This window comes from Lachnoanaerobaculum saburreum DSM 3986 (genome assembly GCF_000185385.1).
In the GTDB taxonomy this organism is placed as follows: Bacteria; Bacillota; Clostridia; order Lachnospirales; family Lachnospiraceae; genus Lachnoanaerobaculum; species Lachnoanaerobaculum saburreum.
Window position 1 is genome coordinate 2,707,665 of the sequence record NZ_GL622296.1, and the last position, 16,980, is coordinate 2,724,644.

The window sequence follows — 16,980 nt, forward strand, 5'->3', positions numbered from 1 at the left end:
TCATTTCGCACAGCTCCTACAATACATTACTCTAAAGTATTATCTATGTTATTAAAAATTTCTTCTATACTATTGTGAATAGCCTTAATTTTTTCGATATCCATCTTTTGAGTTGGAAGCATATGAAAGTTTCCTGCTAAATATTTTTCGCCAAATACATTCATATTTACATTACTACGATAGCTTTGCCATACTTCAACTTTAAAATCCTTTATATTGTATCCCCTTGATTCTATATCATCTTTGTTTCGAACATCATATAGTGTGATTATCAAGCTTTCTTCAGAATTTTTATACATCTCATCTCTAATTTTTTCCAATATTGATTTTGGCAAAAGGGCAATTATTAAAGCAACTGAAGAAAGGGCTAAACTTGCATTTCCCAAAAATTCACTTACATTGCTTGGTAATGCCTTAATGTATGTTCCTCCTGTAAAGGCTAATGACACCATGCTAAGAAAATTAGACATGTCACCTTTTATATCTTTTCGTTTTGCAATTCTAACTCCAATAAAATCTCTAATTAACATGTTGTATACTGGTGATAAATACATAATAGTAATAATATTTCCCTTATGATTTTTTAAATAATTTGACATTTTAATAGATTCATATTCATATGGATGCATCTTTTTAAGTTCATCATTTAAAACCCAAACTCCAGAAACATTAATACTATCTATCTTTCCTTGATCTTGATTCCCAATCATCTTATATTCTATTGTATTTACAACAGGACAATCCATCTCTAAATAATATTCTTGATCATTTAAAAGTACTATATCCGCCCAAAATTTCCAGTAACGTGTATTCCATTTGTTTTTCCCTCCGGTATCATTGATTATAATTTCATCTTCTCTGAACTTATTTTGCTCAATTCCTATATGATTTTTTATATTATATGTACCTACAAGCTTAAGTTTTCCCCAATTCTTTTCATAAACATATATTCTTCCTGACCCGTTATTTGAACCATTATCATAAAAACTGACTCCAAAATTATATACCCCACAATTTTTTACCTTCACATACCCTAAAAAATCATCCTTATCCTCGGATCTTGTCCAACTGCCTTGTACATTTTCAACTATCTTCACAGCATCTTTTACCTTTGCATTGTCATAGCTTGGTGTGGCTTGCCCTGACGTTTTGAATGAAACTATTCCGCCTTTTTCACATACTGTTATGGAATCCACTGTAATTGCTCTACTACCTTTAGCCGTGTTTGGATCTATTATGCATAAATTACTCTTCTCATCAACAGACCATTCATTTAATTTCGGCTCACATTTGCAAGGCTTATTTCTATTTTTATTACATACACCAAATCCACTTATATTTTTAGATGTACAATCACTTTTTATTATTAACGGTCTCCCATCTAAGGTATCAGCTCCATGACTTCTTGTTAAATTTAATACACAGGTCTTACTTCCATATTTACATGATACTTCAGCTCCCCCCACCACATATTCACTGCTAATACAACCGTCCATCTCTTGACGTTTATGCATTTTTTTCATATTGTCTGACATAGGCATTACCCCTCTTATCTGTCACCATTATAGACTATAACTGTTTTCCAAAACTCCTATACAGATATATTCATCAAAGCTTATCTGTAACTGTGATATGGCATATCTTACCATTGCTTCACAAAGGTTGCTGTCACTGTTTCTTAAAAACCTTAAAATAAGTTTAGGGCTTTCATCTGTTAGTTGGAAATTCTCATTTGTAAAGTTATTCATATCCGGCAGGATTTTCATTTCTTCTAAAAATGCTTTGTTTGTTGCCAATCTTTCACAGGATTTAAGCGATACATACTCTCCAATATCAAGCTCTTCAATAATCCTTTCTATTTCCGCTTCGGTATGGATTTTTTCTTTGGCTTTATTTAGAAGGCGACCAATCATTCCTTCTTTTCTTTTATTGCTTATTAAGCCGATTGGCAATTCTTCTTTTGTATATCTTATATCAAAGATATTATACCCTTCCAAATCGGAATAACTTTCTTCATATGACTTTACTATAATCTTTTCTTCTTCCTGTCTTATTCCTACCATACCTCCAGTTTTTTGTATCAGTCGTAAGATAATCTCCTTATCTTTTTGCCTAATCATTTCACGTTCATAGTATAATCCGTCTTTACTTGGACTTAAAAATGTACTGCTCTTAAATACATTTTTTTCTATGTTCCATACAGGATAAAGTTCTTCTTCTATCATATCGGCATATTTTCCATAGTCCACTTCAACATCTCTTGCATTTTGGGGAAGTCCTGACAGGTCTATATCAAAAAAGCGGTCAAGGTATGCGGTATTTACCGTATTCCATCTAAGCCCGTTATAAGAAAAGGTTTCATAAAGTTTCCCCACTTCTTTCCTGTATCGAAGAGCCTTTTTAGGTTGTACCAAAAGTGTGTGTTTTTCTTTGTTATTTGTAAAACTTACTCTTATATTTTCTTGTAAAAAAGCCTTGCATGCACTGTCGGCTGCATTAAGATAAACGGTTTTTATAGAATTTTTGCCTTCCATGCAACCTTCTTTAATATCGGCTTCCTTATCCTCTATTACATCCAAATCTGATATCGGAAAAAACATCCTTAAAAATGTATTCTCATTTTTTGGAAGTAAAAGTATCGCAATCTCATAGCTCTCCTCTTTGCTCTCAAGCTCATCATATACCTTTTTATACAGTGATTTATATCTTTCTTCAAAAACCTCACTCATCCTGTAAAGACCGTCATATAAAACACTTTTTGCAAGGACATACTCATCTTCTTCTTTTATTTCTGAAAGTCTGTCCTTTACATATTTCTTTATGTCAAACTCATCCAAGCATACCTTATCCATCTGAAAGCACCTCTTTTAATAGAAAAATACTAATTAACAATACATAAGCTTTAAATAAATACCGAATTACTCAGCACTTAAACTTGAAGAGGATTCCGTTTCACTTGTTTTTGGCTGTGTGGTTTGTGCTTCTGATTGTGCCGCCTTTGATTCTTCTTTTTCTTTTTCATCAATTCTTTTTTGCACATCACTAAGCTTTTTGTCCATTTCTATGGTATTTATCTCATCCTTTAATTTTACATATAATCTTCTGGCATACTCATAATTCTCTCTTGCACTTTCAAAGTCTCCTCTTAAGAATGCCTCATCTGCTGTAACTGCATATCCTCCGGCTTTATTTTTCTCTTCATCTCCTTCGCTTATTTTCTTGTCCGCTGTGGATATCTTTTGCTCAAGTTCCGACAGTCCTGCACTCTCACCCGATTTTTCCAAAATATCCTTTGCAGTATTATAATTAGCCCTTGCTGACAAAAAATCTCCTTTACTTAAAGCCTCATCTCCTGCACTTAACATATCATTTGCAGATTTTAGATTTTGTGACTGTTTGTCAGCTTCCGCCTGCTTTCCTTCATCTTTCTTCGCAATGGCTTGATCCACTGCTAAAAGTTTTGCTTCAGCCTTTAACTTGCCTTCTTCATATCCTATATCTCTTGCTTCAGTCTTTGCATCCACATACCTTTCTCTTGCTTTATCATATATTTCTGAATCAAAAAGTATATCTCCGTTATCAAGACTTAAATTTACACTTTCATATCCTGAAATAAAGTCAAGTCTCTTTCTTACATATGAAAGTCCGGCATTGTCAGCGTATGGAATTTCACTAAGTATAAGCTCATACAACGGTTTAGCTTCTTTATAGCTTTTGGCATCATACTTTTCGTCCGCTTCAATTATACCCTCTATAACCTGCTCATAATGATATAAAAGATCTTTCATTTCCTTGTTTCTAAGACTTTCAGCCTTTTTTATGGACTCTTCACACTCGGTATCCGCCTTTGTATAGTTTTCCATTTCTATAAATTTAAGCATCTTTTCATAGTGTGTATTCATGTCTTCTTTAAGTTCTTTTGTGTATTTTTTATAAAAGTAAAGAGCAATAATCGCTCCAAGTATTACAACTACAGATGCAATCGATACTATCAAAATAAGTTTCCTTCTCTTTTTCTTTTTTGTATCCGATTCAATAAATACCTTGTCAATATAAATACCTGCAATCGTATAGTTATCAATATATCCTAAATTTTTATCAAGAAGTACGGCTTCAACCTTTAAAAGAGCATCTTTCGGATCCTTTCCGCTTTCAGCAAAGATGTTGTCAATCTCTCCTTCTGATACGTTTTCCCAAACCCCTTTGGTATAAAGAATTAAAATATCTGTATCAACAAGTTTTATCTTTCCTGATATCACCGGTGAAAATCCTTTTTGCCCTAAAAAGGTATATAGATTGCTTCTTTGCTCATGTCTTGACAAGGCATCTTCACTAATCATCTCCTTTGATACCATTTCACTACTTAGTGACGTATCTATAGTCTTATAAAACATCTTATTGTTTCTATAAAGCTTTGCTCTTACATTCCCGGCATAACCAAATCGTACATTCTCATAGTCAGTTACTGCAACCACAATTGATGCTTTAAGCTTCATATATTTTTCAGCTTTTAAAAGAACTTCATTGGCATGTTTTAAATATCCATGTATCTTCCCCTTAGATATAGATGGCTTCTCCTGAAATTTTGCAATGATACTTTCCACTGCTTCCTTTGCAGACTCACTATCCGCCACATCTTCAATACCGTCTGCAAGCACATAGCATGCAAAATTGTCAAGTTCAGCATAAGCAAAAAAATCACTGTTTTTTAATGAACTGCCTTCTTCTGAAATAAAGTTTGTGTTAAATTTGCTGTTTTGCTTACGCATTTTCTCCTAGCCTCCTAAATCCTTATAAGTATCAGTCCAAGATTGTCCAAATCTTTTGTATCTTTCTTTTTTATGGTTTCAATAATCTCTTTTGCCGTTTTCTTACACCCATGTTTCTTTGAAAGGATAATTTCAAGTTCTCTAATGGAAATATTTTTCTCTACCCCGGCATTTATTATAACAACCATATCTTTTCTTTTCAGTTTTATTTCTTCCCTGCTTATAAGAGGCTTCATATAGTCATCTCTTCCTATATAGTTATATGCCTTATTTTTATCAGAAATTCTAATGGCTGCCTCCTTACTTAAAAGTCCCTTATTTACCTTTTCTTTTATAAGTTCTTCCATTATCTGTCCTCTACTAAGAAGTATAAGCTCTTTTTTACGAAAAATATAAATATTTATATGTCCCATAATGGCATAACTTAAAAGATTTCCTCTAAGCATTAGACATACTGCATATGCCCTTCCGTTTTCCCCTCTAAGTGCATTTAATACATTCATATTAGCGGTCTCATATGCTCTTTCAAAGAAATACCTGCTACTTTGGTTATTATCATAGCGATTATAAAGTTTTGTAAAGGTTCTTACTGTAGTCAGTGCTGCAACTTTTCCTGCATACTCTTTTCCCTCCCCCGCACTAAGTATCGCCATAAGTCTGTCTTTTTCCGGTTTAAATCCGTATGCATTTGCTTGAACCTGTTTTTTCCCGATATCAAGCAAAGCCCCTATGTCATATATCCTGATTTTTTCTTCTTTAATCCATATAAAAAATCTACATATCAAAATGCCAAAAGCGATTAAAATAAAGACTAAAGCTATCCAAAAAGCAGTTCCCATATCTGTTTTCCCCTTAATATTTTTATAGGAATTACTGACTTAATCAGTACTTTATTAATTTTTACCATGAAAACTGCTTTCCACATAAAGCAATATATAAAAACTCACTCTCACCCATGGTAATTACATCATAGGTTTCAAGTATCTGCGGAGTATAAACGGCTTTGCCATTTAAGTAAGTAATGCCTCCACCTTCTGTACAGATAAGTGTCGCTTCAAGATCTTTTTCATCAAAAGATAAAATAGCATGATTTTCCTGCTTTATGGCATTATCTCCAATAATTTGGATATCCATGGCATCCGTTCTCCCGATATAGTTTTTTCCAAATACTATACGATAGTCTTTTCCGTATCTTGGTCCCTTAATACAAACAAGCCATGCACATACCGGTTTAGTTTTTATCCTTATTAAGCTTTCTTCAAGCTCATTATCATCAAACGATTCTTCAAGTTCTTTTCTTTCAGTCATGTCCATATTGCAGTACGGACAAATATTTCCGTATCTTCTTTTTGAAAACATATGTCCGTTTTTACATCGTATTAAATTCCCCATTTTTCTTACCTTATCTGTAGTTTATTAAGTCCTATAAAAATATAGTCTTTTTTTGTCAGTTTACTCTGTCCGTCTTTAATATTATAAAGCTTATTCTCTAAACAACCCTTAATCTGTGTTCCGTTCTTACTTTGCATATCTTCTATATACCAAAATCCGTCCACATAGTTAAGTATCGCATGAATATCACTTACGGTTCCTGAAAAATAAGTATCTGATAAATCTATATCTATATCCTCTTCTTTATTCTTCTTTCCTATTACCAAAGAGTTCTTTCCCAAAATATTCCATGTTTTTACAACAGTATCCTCTTCGCTTAAAAGAACAAGCTCCGACAAAAATTTATCTTGTATCTTTTCTTTTCTAAAAGAAAAATCCTTTAAAGAAAAACAGATTAAAGAACCTGAAATTAAAAAAGAAAACATATAAAATATATATTCGCCCTTTGATCCTCTTCCAAAAAATATAGTGATTATAACACACAAAACCGCTGCAAATATTCCTGAAATATCAAGAAAAAATCTTTTATTCATATATTCCCGTTCCTGCTACTTTTAATCAATTTTAGATGGTCTTATCCTCTATACGATAAAAATGGGCTGCATGACAATAAATGTCTTGCAGCCCAAACTTTTAACGACTGATTCTTTGTTATTCGGCTGCGTACCCACCTTCAACTATCAGACCTGCCATCTTATCTTTTTTCTGTTTTATTACAAGAGTAAAGTTTCCTACTCCCTCTTCATCTCCATGCCTTTCTTTATAATTTACTACAAAAGCATTCGGAAATACATATTTTCTTTTTGTAATACCTGCTACAATCTGTTCTACCGTAACCTTTCTATAGCAGTCTTTATTCTGTGCCGGAACCATAGACCAAAGTGCCATATTTCTTGTAGAATCAAAAGGATCACCGTCTACTGCCGTTAAAATCTTGCCGGTAATTTCCATTGTCGCACCGGCATCATTGGTACGTGCATTTGAATCAATAGGAATGTCTGTAGATAAAAATACGCTGTTTACACATTCTTTTGCAAGTTCAAAACTTTCATTACCTTCTATTTTCACTTTGTATGCCATGTTCAATCCCTCCTACTCATTATTCTCCGGCGTATCCGCCTTCTACTGCTACCTTTGCATTATTATCCTTCTTTTGACGTATATGGATATAAAACTCTCCGGTACCGGTCACATCATCCGCCTTTTCAGAATACTCAACCACGAATGCATTTGGAATTACATACTTTCTTACAACAGATCCGGCAGATACTACTGTTACCTCCGCAACTCTGTAACAATCTGCATTCTCAGACGGAATCTGAGACCACTTCGCAAGTTTTAATACATCATCACTGTCCGCTCCGACATTGTATAAAACTCTACCCCACACTTTTACGCCCAACCCGAAGTCTGTTGCTTTAGCGTTGGAATCCTTTGGAGACTCGGACAAAAACTCTGCATTTACTATACTTCTTTCATCAAAGTCCGCCACTTCTGAACCTGTTACCCTGAATCTAATTCCCATCTTGCTACCTCCTATGAAAATATATTTATTTTTATAAAACTACTCCAAATATTTAAAATATTTTTGTACTTACATAAAACAAAGTTTTCATTTTATATCAACACTTTTTATAAATATACACCCTTATTCTCCTGCAACACGATTTAGAGGCACTTCTATTCTCTTTATAGCATTTCCGAAACTTATCTCTATAGCACATACGCCTGCTGTATCATCAACTTCATAAGTAATATCGTCATTGCTTCCAAGTATACCGTTAATATTTGTTTTTTTGGAAAGCCATATACTTTTCTGACTTGACGGATTATTTGAGAAGAACTTAGCTATATTCTCCGCCTTAAAATCTCCTGTAGCATGCCTTAAAATTCTTTCAATATAGTTTGCTGTCTGAGTTTTATAAATAGGCTCATAACTTCCACCTGAAAGTTTTAAGTTTCTTGCTTTGTACACCATTATATGACTGATATTTTCTCCGTCTAAAACCGCATTTTCCGAAGAAAATACAAATCCAAACCCTCTTTTATTGATATCGTCTTTTACACTGTTCGTAAACCCGGTAATCTCTTTTGACATAGTGGTATGTATTTTAAGAGAATTATTCTTTGCCTCAATATCAAATCTTACACCCGGTAAATCAGTATCAACATCCTTCTTAAAATACTCTTTAAGATACTCCGGAGACTGGTAACTTGCCACAAATCCGGCTGCCACATATGCCGCACCTATATAAACTCCGTCTATCCAAAGCTTCATAATATCTTCTTTTGCCTTAGAAAGTTCGGCAGCTTCATTTTCATTAACAATCATCCTGCTTTCAAGCTTTACTCCTGACTTATCTTTCGGAATAATTGTAAAATTAGGTACACAAGAAATCAGATATTCTGAATAAGGCTTACCGCTAAGACTTGCACATCTGTCATCAAAAAATCCTACTCCGGTCATTGCCATGCTGTTGAAAGTTGTCTTATCTCCCGTCTCATAGGAATAAAAGCACTGTACACCATAATCCTTCATGGCATCTGCAACTCTTGCCAAAGATTCTACGCTTACATTTTCAGTCTTTACACTGTCTTTGTTTCCCTTGAATCTTTCCCTTGTAACATTCATCTTTGATTTTTCATCCAAAGACACTCCTGCAACAATTGCATACCAAACAGTATTACCATAGTCATTTTTTTCATTTACAGTATTCAGATATGCACAAAGCTTAGGCACATTCAAACTGTTTGCCATAACTTCATTCTTCACATTGGCTATAAGAAGGCTTGGTCTCATACCTTTTACCTGTTTTGGATACTGTTCAAAAAAGGCCCATACACCTAATATTTTTTCAACCAAAGGTTTTACAACTTTTATAAAATCATCCTTTGCGTTTTTGTAAAATTCAAGATATGTATTGTAATTGTCCACTTCCTTTTTTACATCAATCTGACTTTGCATTGATGAATTTAGCGGACAAAAAGTTCTTACCACCAACTGTTTTACATAACTGTTTCCTTCAGAATTCAGAGCATCATAATCGTCTTCAAGAGCTTCAATAAGTCCTGCATTTGAATTGTCATCTGTAAGCACTAAAGTGCTTTCTTCCACCTTCGGAGCCTCTATTACTGTAAGTTCTCCCTCAGAAGACATGGTTAGAAGTCCCAGAGTCAGAGCATCATTGCTTTCAGACTCTTTTGATTCTCCAAGTAAAAGTCTTGTCTTTATATCTGAGATTGCAAGCGGAATCATCGCCATAAGATTTTGATAATTGGAACTGGCTTCTTCAAACATGGAATTAAGCTTATCACCAAGATCAAGCTTATGAGGATCTCCGTCTTCAAGTTTTGCGTACTCTGCATAAGTATACTGAAGTTCCTTCCTTACCTGCTTAATGTCATCCATAACCTTTGAAGGAGAAATCATTTCTGTAAGTTTTTCAAATTTAAAATCTGCATTGATAATTCCCTGACTTCTTTTTGTTTCAACCAAGGTCATAAGCATTTTCAAAAAATCATTATGTGCATTAAGATGAACTATACTTAACATATTTTCAGGAACACCTGCCGGTTTTTCCTTAGAATACACAATCTTTCCTGTTGTAGCATTAAAAAAAGAATATACTGTCGGATCAAATTTTTCTAAAAACTCTTCAAAGTTTCTAACAAGGAGTGCTTCATTGATTTCCTTTACCTTATCATCACTTAAGCTGTCAAGTCCTCTTACATCACCAACTAAGGTAAGTAAGTTAAGCTTCTCCGGATTAATCTCCTCAATCAACAAAGTACGGTTTGTTTGCTTTATAATACTTTCTGCCATCCTGCATCTCCTTAAATCTATATTTTTCTCAAATAAAATACAAACTCTAAGACTTTATTACGTAACATGTCGGGTAAAAGGAATATAAACAGTAGTAAATCCCACAGGATACAATAATTAATTTTATTGTTAGCACAGGAGATAGACTAATATAGAAAAATAACAACGGATAAATATGTTGTTTATCTCTATCGGAGCTAATTCAACTACAGACAGTATCTATATTTACTAAGAAACACCCCTTAGTCATGATAAAACAACAAATATACTTATCTTATTTACAAATTTTTATATCCCTTATCTGACTATGATAGTACCACATATACAGAATATTTTCAAGTTTTTTTAATATAATTTACATCTATATTACAATACATAAAATGGCATTAAAGCTATGGTTAGTTGTACTGATTTTCAGCCATAAACTCTACTGAAATAACAATTATGTTCATAAAGTAAGTATACTAAAAAATCAATATAACTCATTTTTAGCAAGCACAGTAAGTGCATATGCACTTACGAAAAATTGACTTAATCCTCGCTTTCGCATCGAGCTCTTTCAGTCAATTTTTGCTTGTTGGGGAATATCCCCAAACCCCTGCATAAGTAACTTCTTTGATTTCATCACCTAAGTATTTTTTGAAAAAGTTTTCACTTCTTTCATTGAAGCTTACTTTCAAAAATGTTATAATCTTCTTGTAACTTATATAACTATTTTATCTCTTTACAGGAGATTTCTGATTTAGAAATATACTATAAAGCAAAACCTGTAAGTCAAGTTTAGCACTTGATTTTACAGGTTTTTTCTTTTGATATTTTTAGGATTTGGAGGTTTTGACATGACAAATAGAGTAAGAACTCATGGCATTTATTTAATGCTTTCAGATGATGAACTAAAGGTTTTGGAGAAAAAATATAGGCTCTCCGGTTGTAAAACTTTGCGTCAGTTTATTATGAAATGCATCTTAGGCAAGGATATTTTTGTACTGGATATGACAGTTTTTAGGGAACTTTCCGCAAGTATCGGTAGAATAACCGGTAGTATCAATCAGATTGCAAAGCGGGTAAATTCCACCGCAGTGATTTATAAAGATGACATCCTTGATATACAGGAGCTACTAAAAAAGCAGGGAAAAGATATTTACTCTCTGCGAAAAAAACTATATGACCTTGGAAATTTAGAAACCATAAATACGGAGGAAGTCTGATGGCTGTTACAAAGATTCATCCCATAAAAAAAACTTTGCACTTAGCCCTAAACTACATCATGAATGCTGATAAAACTGATGAAAAAATCCTTATTTCCTCTTTTAACTGCAATCCTAAGCTGGCTCATCTTGAGTTTGAGCAGACAAAAAGAGAATGTAACTCCAAGGCAAAAATATTGGCAAGGCATTTAATTCAATCTTTCGCTCCTGGAGAAACCACACCAGAGCAGGCACACAAAATAGGACTGGAACTATGCGAAAAAGTCTTTCAAGGAAAGTATGAGTATGTACTCACTACCCATATAGATAAGGGGTATCTTCATAATCATGTTATATTTAATAATGTAAGTTTTGTAACTGGTAAGGCGTATCAAAGCAACAAAAGAAGTTATCATCAAATCAGAACTGTCAGTGATGAGATTTGTAAAGAAAACGGTTTATCTGTCATTGATGAAAACTATAAAAAATTCAAGAACAGATATTCCACAAACGGTAAAAGCTATATTGAATATATGGAATTTAAGAAAGGCGGTTCTTGGAAAAACAGGCTTCACCTTGCCATTGATAAAGCAATTCTAAAGTCCGGTACTTACGAAGAGTTTTTAAAAGCAATGGAAGATTTAGGATATGAAATTAAGATTGGAAAGTATCTTTCATTCCGCCATAAAGACAAAAAATATACCGGCAGATTTACAAGAGCAAAGGCAAATGTACTTGGTGAAAATTATACCAAAGAGCGAATTAAAGAAAGAATTGAAGATCCGACTAAACAGCAGATTTATAATAAAGAACAGCTTTATGACAAACTCTCTTATAAAAAGCCTGATACTATTGTAAATGTAAAGAACAATGAAAAGGTAAAATCCTCAAAAGGTTATGAAGTGTGGGCAGGTAAACATAACATGAAAACAATGGCTTCATCTTTAAACGAAATAAGAAGATATGGCATAAACACCTATGAAGAACTGGAATTAAAATTAAAGAAGGCAGCCTCAGACAGGCAACAATTATTAGATCGGATAAAGCAAGCTGAAAAGGAAATGAAATCCATATATTCTGTAGTAGAAAATAAAAACACCCTTTCTAAAAATCAATTGATCTATGACATGTATATTGAAGATAAAGAAAATATCTCCTTTTATGAAGAATACAAGCCACAGATTATTGCCTATGAAATCGCCTTAAAAGAACTTGAAAAATCAGGATACCGTACATTAAGTATTCCGGAACTGTCAGATAAATACGCTGTTTTGGAACAGAAAAAACTTAGCCTTATGGAAAAATATGCATATCAAAACTTCATGCTCCATGATCTTCAACAGGCAAAGAAAAATACGGATATATACCTTAACAACCATCTGGAAAAATAAAAAGAAGGAGGTCGCTCCTACTGATTTGTCGGTAGGAAGCAGCCTCCTTCTTTATAAATAACAGATTAGATAGACACAAGGGCAGACTTTTCTTAGGCAAGCCTAAATATCCAAGGAAAAACGGCATGCTTCTTTATCACTTGTCCATTTCTATAAGATAATCTTCTCTTCTTTTCCATACAACTAAAGATATTATGCCTATTATGATATAGTTGACCACCTGATTGGCTAAATCATTATTTAAAAGGGGTAGGAAATAAGATTTTTCATTTGTAATAAATCCATGTACTAAAATACAATATACCGTCATTGAGCTGAAAAACGATATAGTTAAATTAAGAATCTTTCCAATCAATACAAATTTATCATGAATTAGCTTAAATAAGACAGAATATAGCACTACAGCCACTATTGCCGCTAATATATTCCAAAAATATACTGCATATCCGGATGAAAACTTGATGGAAAAATAATGGTGAATATAGTACCAAGTTGCTATAAATACCGCAAGCTTATCCATTGCAAATAAGCTTATTTTTACAAATGTTGTTCCTACAAACAGGATAACTCCCAAATATAGTATAATTAAGGCTATAAAAATAACAATCATATCATTTCATCCTTTCTACTAAATAATCCTATTTTTCTTATACTATAACGCCCCTCTCCTTTTTTAGCAAACCCTTATTTTAAGTTTAAAAGAGAATCAAAAAAAGACAGGGGAAAGCAGCTTATCAGGCTACTAATCCCCACACTTTTATCGTTCCACCCCTTTTTCACTTTTCATATTCCCTTGTTCTTTTGATCTGCCATCCGTTTTTTCTTTATAATCATTCAGTTTTTTGAGTGTTGAAGGCTTCTCTTTTGTATCTTGAGATTGTCCTCTGGCTTTTAACAGCTTGGCAGAATATACCTTAAAGTTTGTATATTGCTTTCCATTTTTTCCGATACTAAGCTTTTCTTTTCCTGAAAGTGAAACAAAATCCCCTTTTTTAAAGTCCTTTACTGCTTGAACCTGCTCATTATAGGCAAAACAATTCATAAACTTTACATTCCCCATTCCGTCATTTTGAGCAATAGAAAAACTTGCCACTCTAAAATCCTGTCCATCATTTGACCTTAGATCCTTTATTTCAACATCGACGGTAAGATTACCTTTGACATATTGCTTTTCTTGATCATTATTATCTTTCAGACTTGTATTTTCTTTTACTGTGTTTTCCTGTGTTTGGTATTGCTCGTTTTCACTTATTTCTTCTTTGCTTTTTTCCTGAATGTCTGCATCTTTTTCTATCTCTTCCTGCTTTATATCTTTCGCTGTTTTTAGGTCTTCATCAATAAAGTCAATAAATCTTTCATCAATTAACCCCATATAAGAGTCATTCATATAATTGTCATAGGCATTATCCAGTATGTCTTCATTATTTATATCTGTTTCCAGTGATATTATTCCCTTAATAAAATCACTATGATTGTATTCCGCCAAGAATGATAAAGTTTCTTTCATACTTTCAAGGCTGTTATTTTGCATATTTGAAATACTTTTTAAATCATTTGCATATCTTCCGTTTACCCACTCAAACTTGCCGTTTTCTTTATTTTCTTTAATTCCTGATGCTATGACAAATTGTTCACCTGTAAATAATACCGCCTGATTTTTCTTTACATCAAGCACCGTTGTATGTTCTCCCAGTGCTGTTTTAATAATATCTCCTTTTTTTAAGTTCATAAATTCCTCCATTTCTGTCTTTATACTTTATTTTTCTATTAACGATTGAGAAAAGAGTACCTATAAAAGATACTCTCTTCCCATATTTATATATGATATCTTTTATCCGGATCCTACCTTGCGTCCTCAAAGTATTCTAATTGATTTTCCTTTGCACCTGTTTGACTGATTTGTTCCTTATATCCGTTTAATTTATCTACTACAGAGTTTCTATCTTTTTTATTAAGATCTCCGATACTTTGTACCTTGCTGTCTCTAAAGTCTGCATCATACCTGTCCGCTACACCGTCCAAGTCCGTATCTTTTTCTAACGGATCATAAAAATTCCCATCATCATCGATTTCAAGCCCCATCACCTCTTTTAACTTTTCTTCATCCACATAGATAAGCTCATTAAAATCCCAAAAACCTATGTTTGCCTTTATCTGCACAAGCTCTCTTCTATCGCTTGCATCAAGAGGATCATAGGTGTACTGAAAGCTGTTAACTAAATTATTATCAACATAAGTGTTTAATTTATAATTGATTAAATCAAGGCTTGTCTGTATTTCATGCTTTTCATCCGGCGTAGTCGTATAAGCAAGCCCTATATCGCTTAAATCAGGAAACAAAGTATCAAAATCCTCTATACTATGATTTTCCTCATACTCTTTATTTAAAAAGTGAATTAATTCTTCTTTTACTTCTTCAAGTAATGGATTTTTTTCCTCTGTTACTGCTTCTTTTTGCCCCATGTCAAGTAGATTATTTACCTCTGCAAGTCTTAGTGTCTTTTCTTTTAGAAGCTCATCCTGAGGAAATTTCTTCCCGATTTCAAGTTTTGCGGTTTCCAGTTGACTTTCGGTATCACTAAGCTTACCTAAAGTTTGCTCCAGTCTCTCAGGCATTTTATCAAGGACATTATCCATTCTTGTTATATTTCCGATACCGTCCGTTCCAAATTCACCATAATGATTCTCTTCGCCTTTTAGATTAAATTTATACTGATTGGAAAAGCTGTCATAGGATACAAATAAATCAAAGTTTCTGTACTCTCCGATTTTTACTTCTTCCGATTTAAAATCATCCGTCTTTTTTATGCTTTTTATCTTGCTTATCAAAAATTCTCCGGCTTGTCTTTTATCCGTATATTTTTTGCCGTCAAGAATAAGAGAGGTGAATTTTGATACTGTTTCTTTATCCGACTTTTTCTCTATCTCCATTGAATTTTCTCCTACATTCTCCAAACTTGACTGAATATATACTGCCTTATCTGTATTTTCTTCTCTATATGGCTCTACTGCTTTTATATCTTTTTTCAGGTTTTCTATTTTATTTTTTAAATTTTCTATTTCTTTAGGGTAAACCTTTACCACCTTATCCTCAAGTTTATACAGGTTTGATTTAAAGTTGGACTCAAGCATTTTTAGCTTGGATACCTCCACATCAAGATCCATCTTCTCACGAATTAAAGGATTACCTGTCGCAAGTGCCTTTATTTCAGCATAGTTTAATGTAGCCTCATCCACATCTTCTGCAACTCTTACCGGTGTTTTACTTGTCATTATCTGAGATATATACTTTTGTTTGTTCTCAAGTGTTTGGAAAAGATAAGCATCAAAGGTATTTTCAGTTACATATCTGAAGATATAAACATCTTCATTTTCATTTCCCTGTCTTACGATTCTTCCGGCTCTTTGAGAAAGATCCGCAGGTCTCCATGGGACATCAAGATCATGAATGGCAATGAGTTTATCTTGTGCATTGGTTCCCGCTCCCATTTTCTGTGTAGAGCCTAAAAGCACACGAATTTCTCCTTTCCTTACCTTATCAAAGATAGCATCCTTTTCCCTGTTGTTGTTTGCATTATGGATAAATTCAATTTCTTCTTTTGGAATTCCCATCGTAATGAGTTTGTTCCTAATATCATCATAAATATTAAACTCGCTTGAGGGTGTAGACATATCACAAAATACAAGCTGTGCCGACTTTTTATCTGCATATTTATCCCATATATTGAAGATATTTTTTACACAAGTATTTACCTTACTGTTCTCATCATCAGGAAGCAGGGTGTTTATAAGCCTCTGATCAAGTGCCATCTTCTTTCCGTCATTTGTAATAAGCAGCATATTATCGACAGAGGAATCCACCTGTTTTGCTCGAACCTTATCCGCCCTTTCTGAAAAAGTTTCAAGTATTTGCTTTTGCTCCTCGCTAGGCTTTGTCTTTATGGTTTCAAAATGTGCATTTGGAACAGGAAGATTTAATACATCCGCTGTTTTTATATCCATAAACTGCTTAACCATGTTCATCAGTTCCGGGAGATTATAAAACTTTGAAAATCTTGTCTTACTTCTATATCCGTTTCCTTCCGGATTAAGTTCTATTGCCGTAACTGTTTCTCCAAAGGTAGATGCCCAAGAGTCAAAGTGCTGAAGGTGCATTTTTTTAAGTTCGTCATACTGAAGATACCTTTGCATGGTGTAAAGTTCAGCCATACTGTTGCTAACCGGAGTTCCTGTTGCAAAAACAACTCCCTTACCGCCTGTTATCTCGTCCATATATCTGCATTTCATAAGCATATCGGACGACTTTTGTGAATCCGTTGCACTGATTCCTGAAACATTTCTCATTTTTGAAAACAGGTACAATAGCGATAGGTAAGGTTTTGAAGTTATCTCCACCTTTTCCCCCGCTCACCGCTGGG

General features: G+C 33.6%; 14 protein-coding genes. 2 read left to right on the top strand and 12 right to left on the bottom strand.

Translation table 11 applies throughout. The annotated features are described in order from the left end of the window. Positions 1–26: 26 nt before the first annotated feature. The 9 genes from HMPREF0381_RS14350 to HMPREF0381_RS12575 all read right to left on the bottom strand — a co-directional run bounded on the left by HMPREF0381_RS14350 (position 27) and on the right by HMPREF0381_RS12575 (position 9,984). Positions 27–1,535 (bottom strand): PAAR-like protein, encoded by a 1,509-nt coding sequence (locus HMPREF0381_RS14350; protein WP_169311802.1) that lies wholly within the window; start codon positions 1,533–1,535, stop codon positions 27–29. Between the two features lie 27 nt (positions 1,536–1,562). Continuing rightward, a complete protein-coding gene (locus HMPREF0381_RS12540) occupies positions 1,563–2,852 on the bottom strand; it encodes a hypothetical protein (protein WP_008752376.1) in 1,290 nt (429 codons plus the stop codon). A gap of 66 nt (positions 2,853–2,918) precedes the next feature. Then, on the bottom strand, positions 2,919–4,769 hold the full coding sequence (locus HMPREF0381_RS12545) for a PP2C family protein-serine/threonine phosphatase (RefSeq protein WP_008752377.1): 1,851 nt from the start codon (positions 4,767–4,769) through the stop codon (positions 2,919–2,921). 14 nt (positions 4,770–4,783) lie between these two features. After that, on the bottom strand, positions 4,784–5,608 hold the full coding sequence (locus HMPREF0381_RS12550; protein ID WP_008752378.1) for a PP2C family protein-serine/threonine phosphatase: 825 nt from the start codon (positions 5,606–5,608) through the stop codon (positions 4,784–4,786). Positions 5,609–5,669: 61 nt separating this feature from the next. Next, positions 5,670–6,161, bottom strand: coding sequence for an FHA domain-containing protein (locus tag HMPREF0381_RS12555; RefSeq protein WP_008752379.1), 492 nt, complete (start codon positions 6,159–6,161; stop codon positions 5,670–5,672). Between the two features lie 5 nt (positions 6,162–6,166). Beyond that, positions 6,167–6,694, bottom strand: a complete 528-nt coding sequence (locus tag HMPREF0381_RS12560; protein ID WP_008752380.1) for an FHA domain-containing protein — start codon at positions 6,692–6,694, stop codon at positions 6,167–6,169. A 118-nt stretch (positions 6,695–6,812) separates the two neighbouring features. Continuing rightward, positions 6,813–7,241, bottom strand: coding sequence for a hypothetical protein (locus tag HMPREF0381_RS12565; protein ID WP_008752381.1), 429 nt, complete (start codon positions 7,239–7,241; stop codon positions 6,813–6,815). 19 nt (positions 7,242–7,260) lie between these two features. Continuing rightward, entirely contained in the window at positions 7,261–7,686 is a 426-nt protein-coding gene (locus HMPREF0381_RS12570; RefSeq protein ID WP_008752382.1) for a hypothetical protein, read from the bottom strand. Between the two features lie 123 nt (positions 7,687–7,809). Then, positions 7,810–9,984: a hypothetical protein gene (locus HMPREF0381_RS12575; RefSeq protein WP_008752383.1), complete on the bottom strand. Its 2,175-nt coding sequence runs from the start codon at positions 9,982–9,984 to the stop codon at positions 7,810–7,812. Between the two features lie 839 nt (positions 9,985–10,823). Between HMPREF0381_RS12575 and HMPREF0381_RS12580 the strand changes: the two genes are divergently transcribed. Together HMPREF0381_RS12580 and HMPREF0381_RS12585 are read left to right on the top strand one after the other, a co-directional pair. Continuing rightward, on the top strand, positions 10,824–11,192 hold the full coding sequence (locus HMPREF0381_RS12580) for a plasmid mobilization protein (protein ID WP_008752384.1): 369 nt from the start codon (positions 10,824–10,826) through the stop codon (positions 11,190–11,192). Continuing rightward, positions 11,192–12,562, top strand: a complete 1,371-nt coding sequence (locus HMPREF0381_RS12585) for a relaxase/mobilization nuclease domain-containing protein (protein WP_008752385.1) — start codon at positions 11,192–11,194, stop codon at positions 12,560–12,562. Before HMPREF0381_RS12580 ends, HMPREF0381_RS12585 begins: the two co-directional genes overlap by 1 nt. 136 nt (positions 12,563–12,698) lie before the next feature. On the opposite strand, the gene HMPREF0381_RS12590 is transcribed toward HMPREF0381_RS12585, so the two are convergent. From HMPREF0381_RS12590 to HMPREF0381_RS12600, 3 genes are all read right to left on the bottom strand, one after another. Then, complete coding sequence (locus tag HMPREF0381_RS12590) at positions 12,699–13,172, bottom strand: hypothetical protein (RefSeq protein ID WP_008752386.1); 474 nt, start codon at positions 13,170–13,172, stop codon at positions 12,699–12,701. A gap of 147 nt (positions 13,173–13,319) precedes the next feature. After that, on the bottom strand, positions 13,320–14,291 hold the full coding sequence (locus HMPREF0381_RS12595; protein WP_040461456.1) for a single-stranded DNA-binding protein: 972 nt from the start codon (positions 14,289–14,291) through the stop codon (positions 13,320–13,322). 113 nt (positions 14,292–14,404) lie between these two features. Next, the gene (locus HMPREF0381_RS12600) at positions 14,405–16,855 is read right to left on the bottom strand and encodes a helicase-related protein (RefSeq protein ID WP_242824452.1); all 2,451 of its coding nucleotides are present in this window, start codon (positions 16,853–16,855) and stop codon (positions 14,405–14,407) included. Positions 16,856–16,980 lie beyond the last annotated feature (125 nt).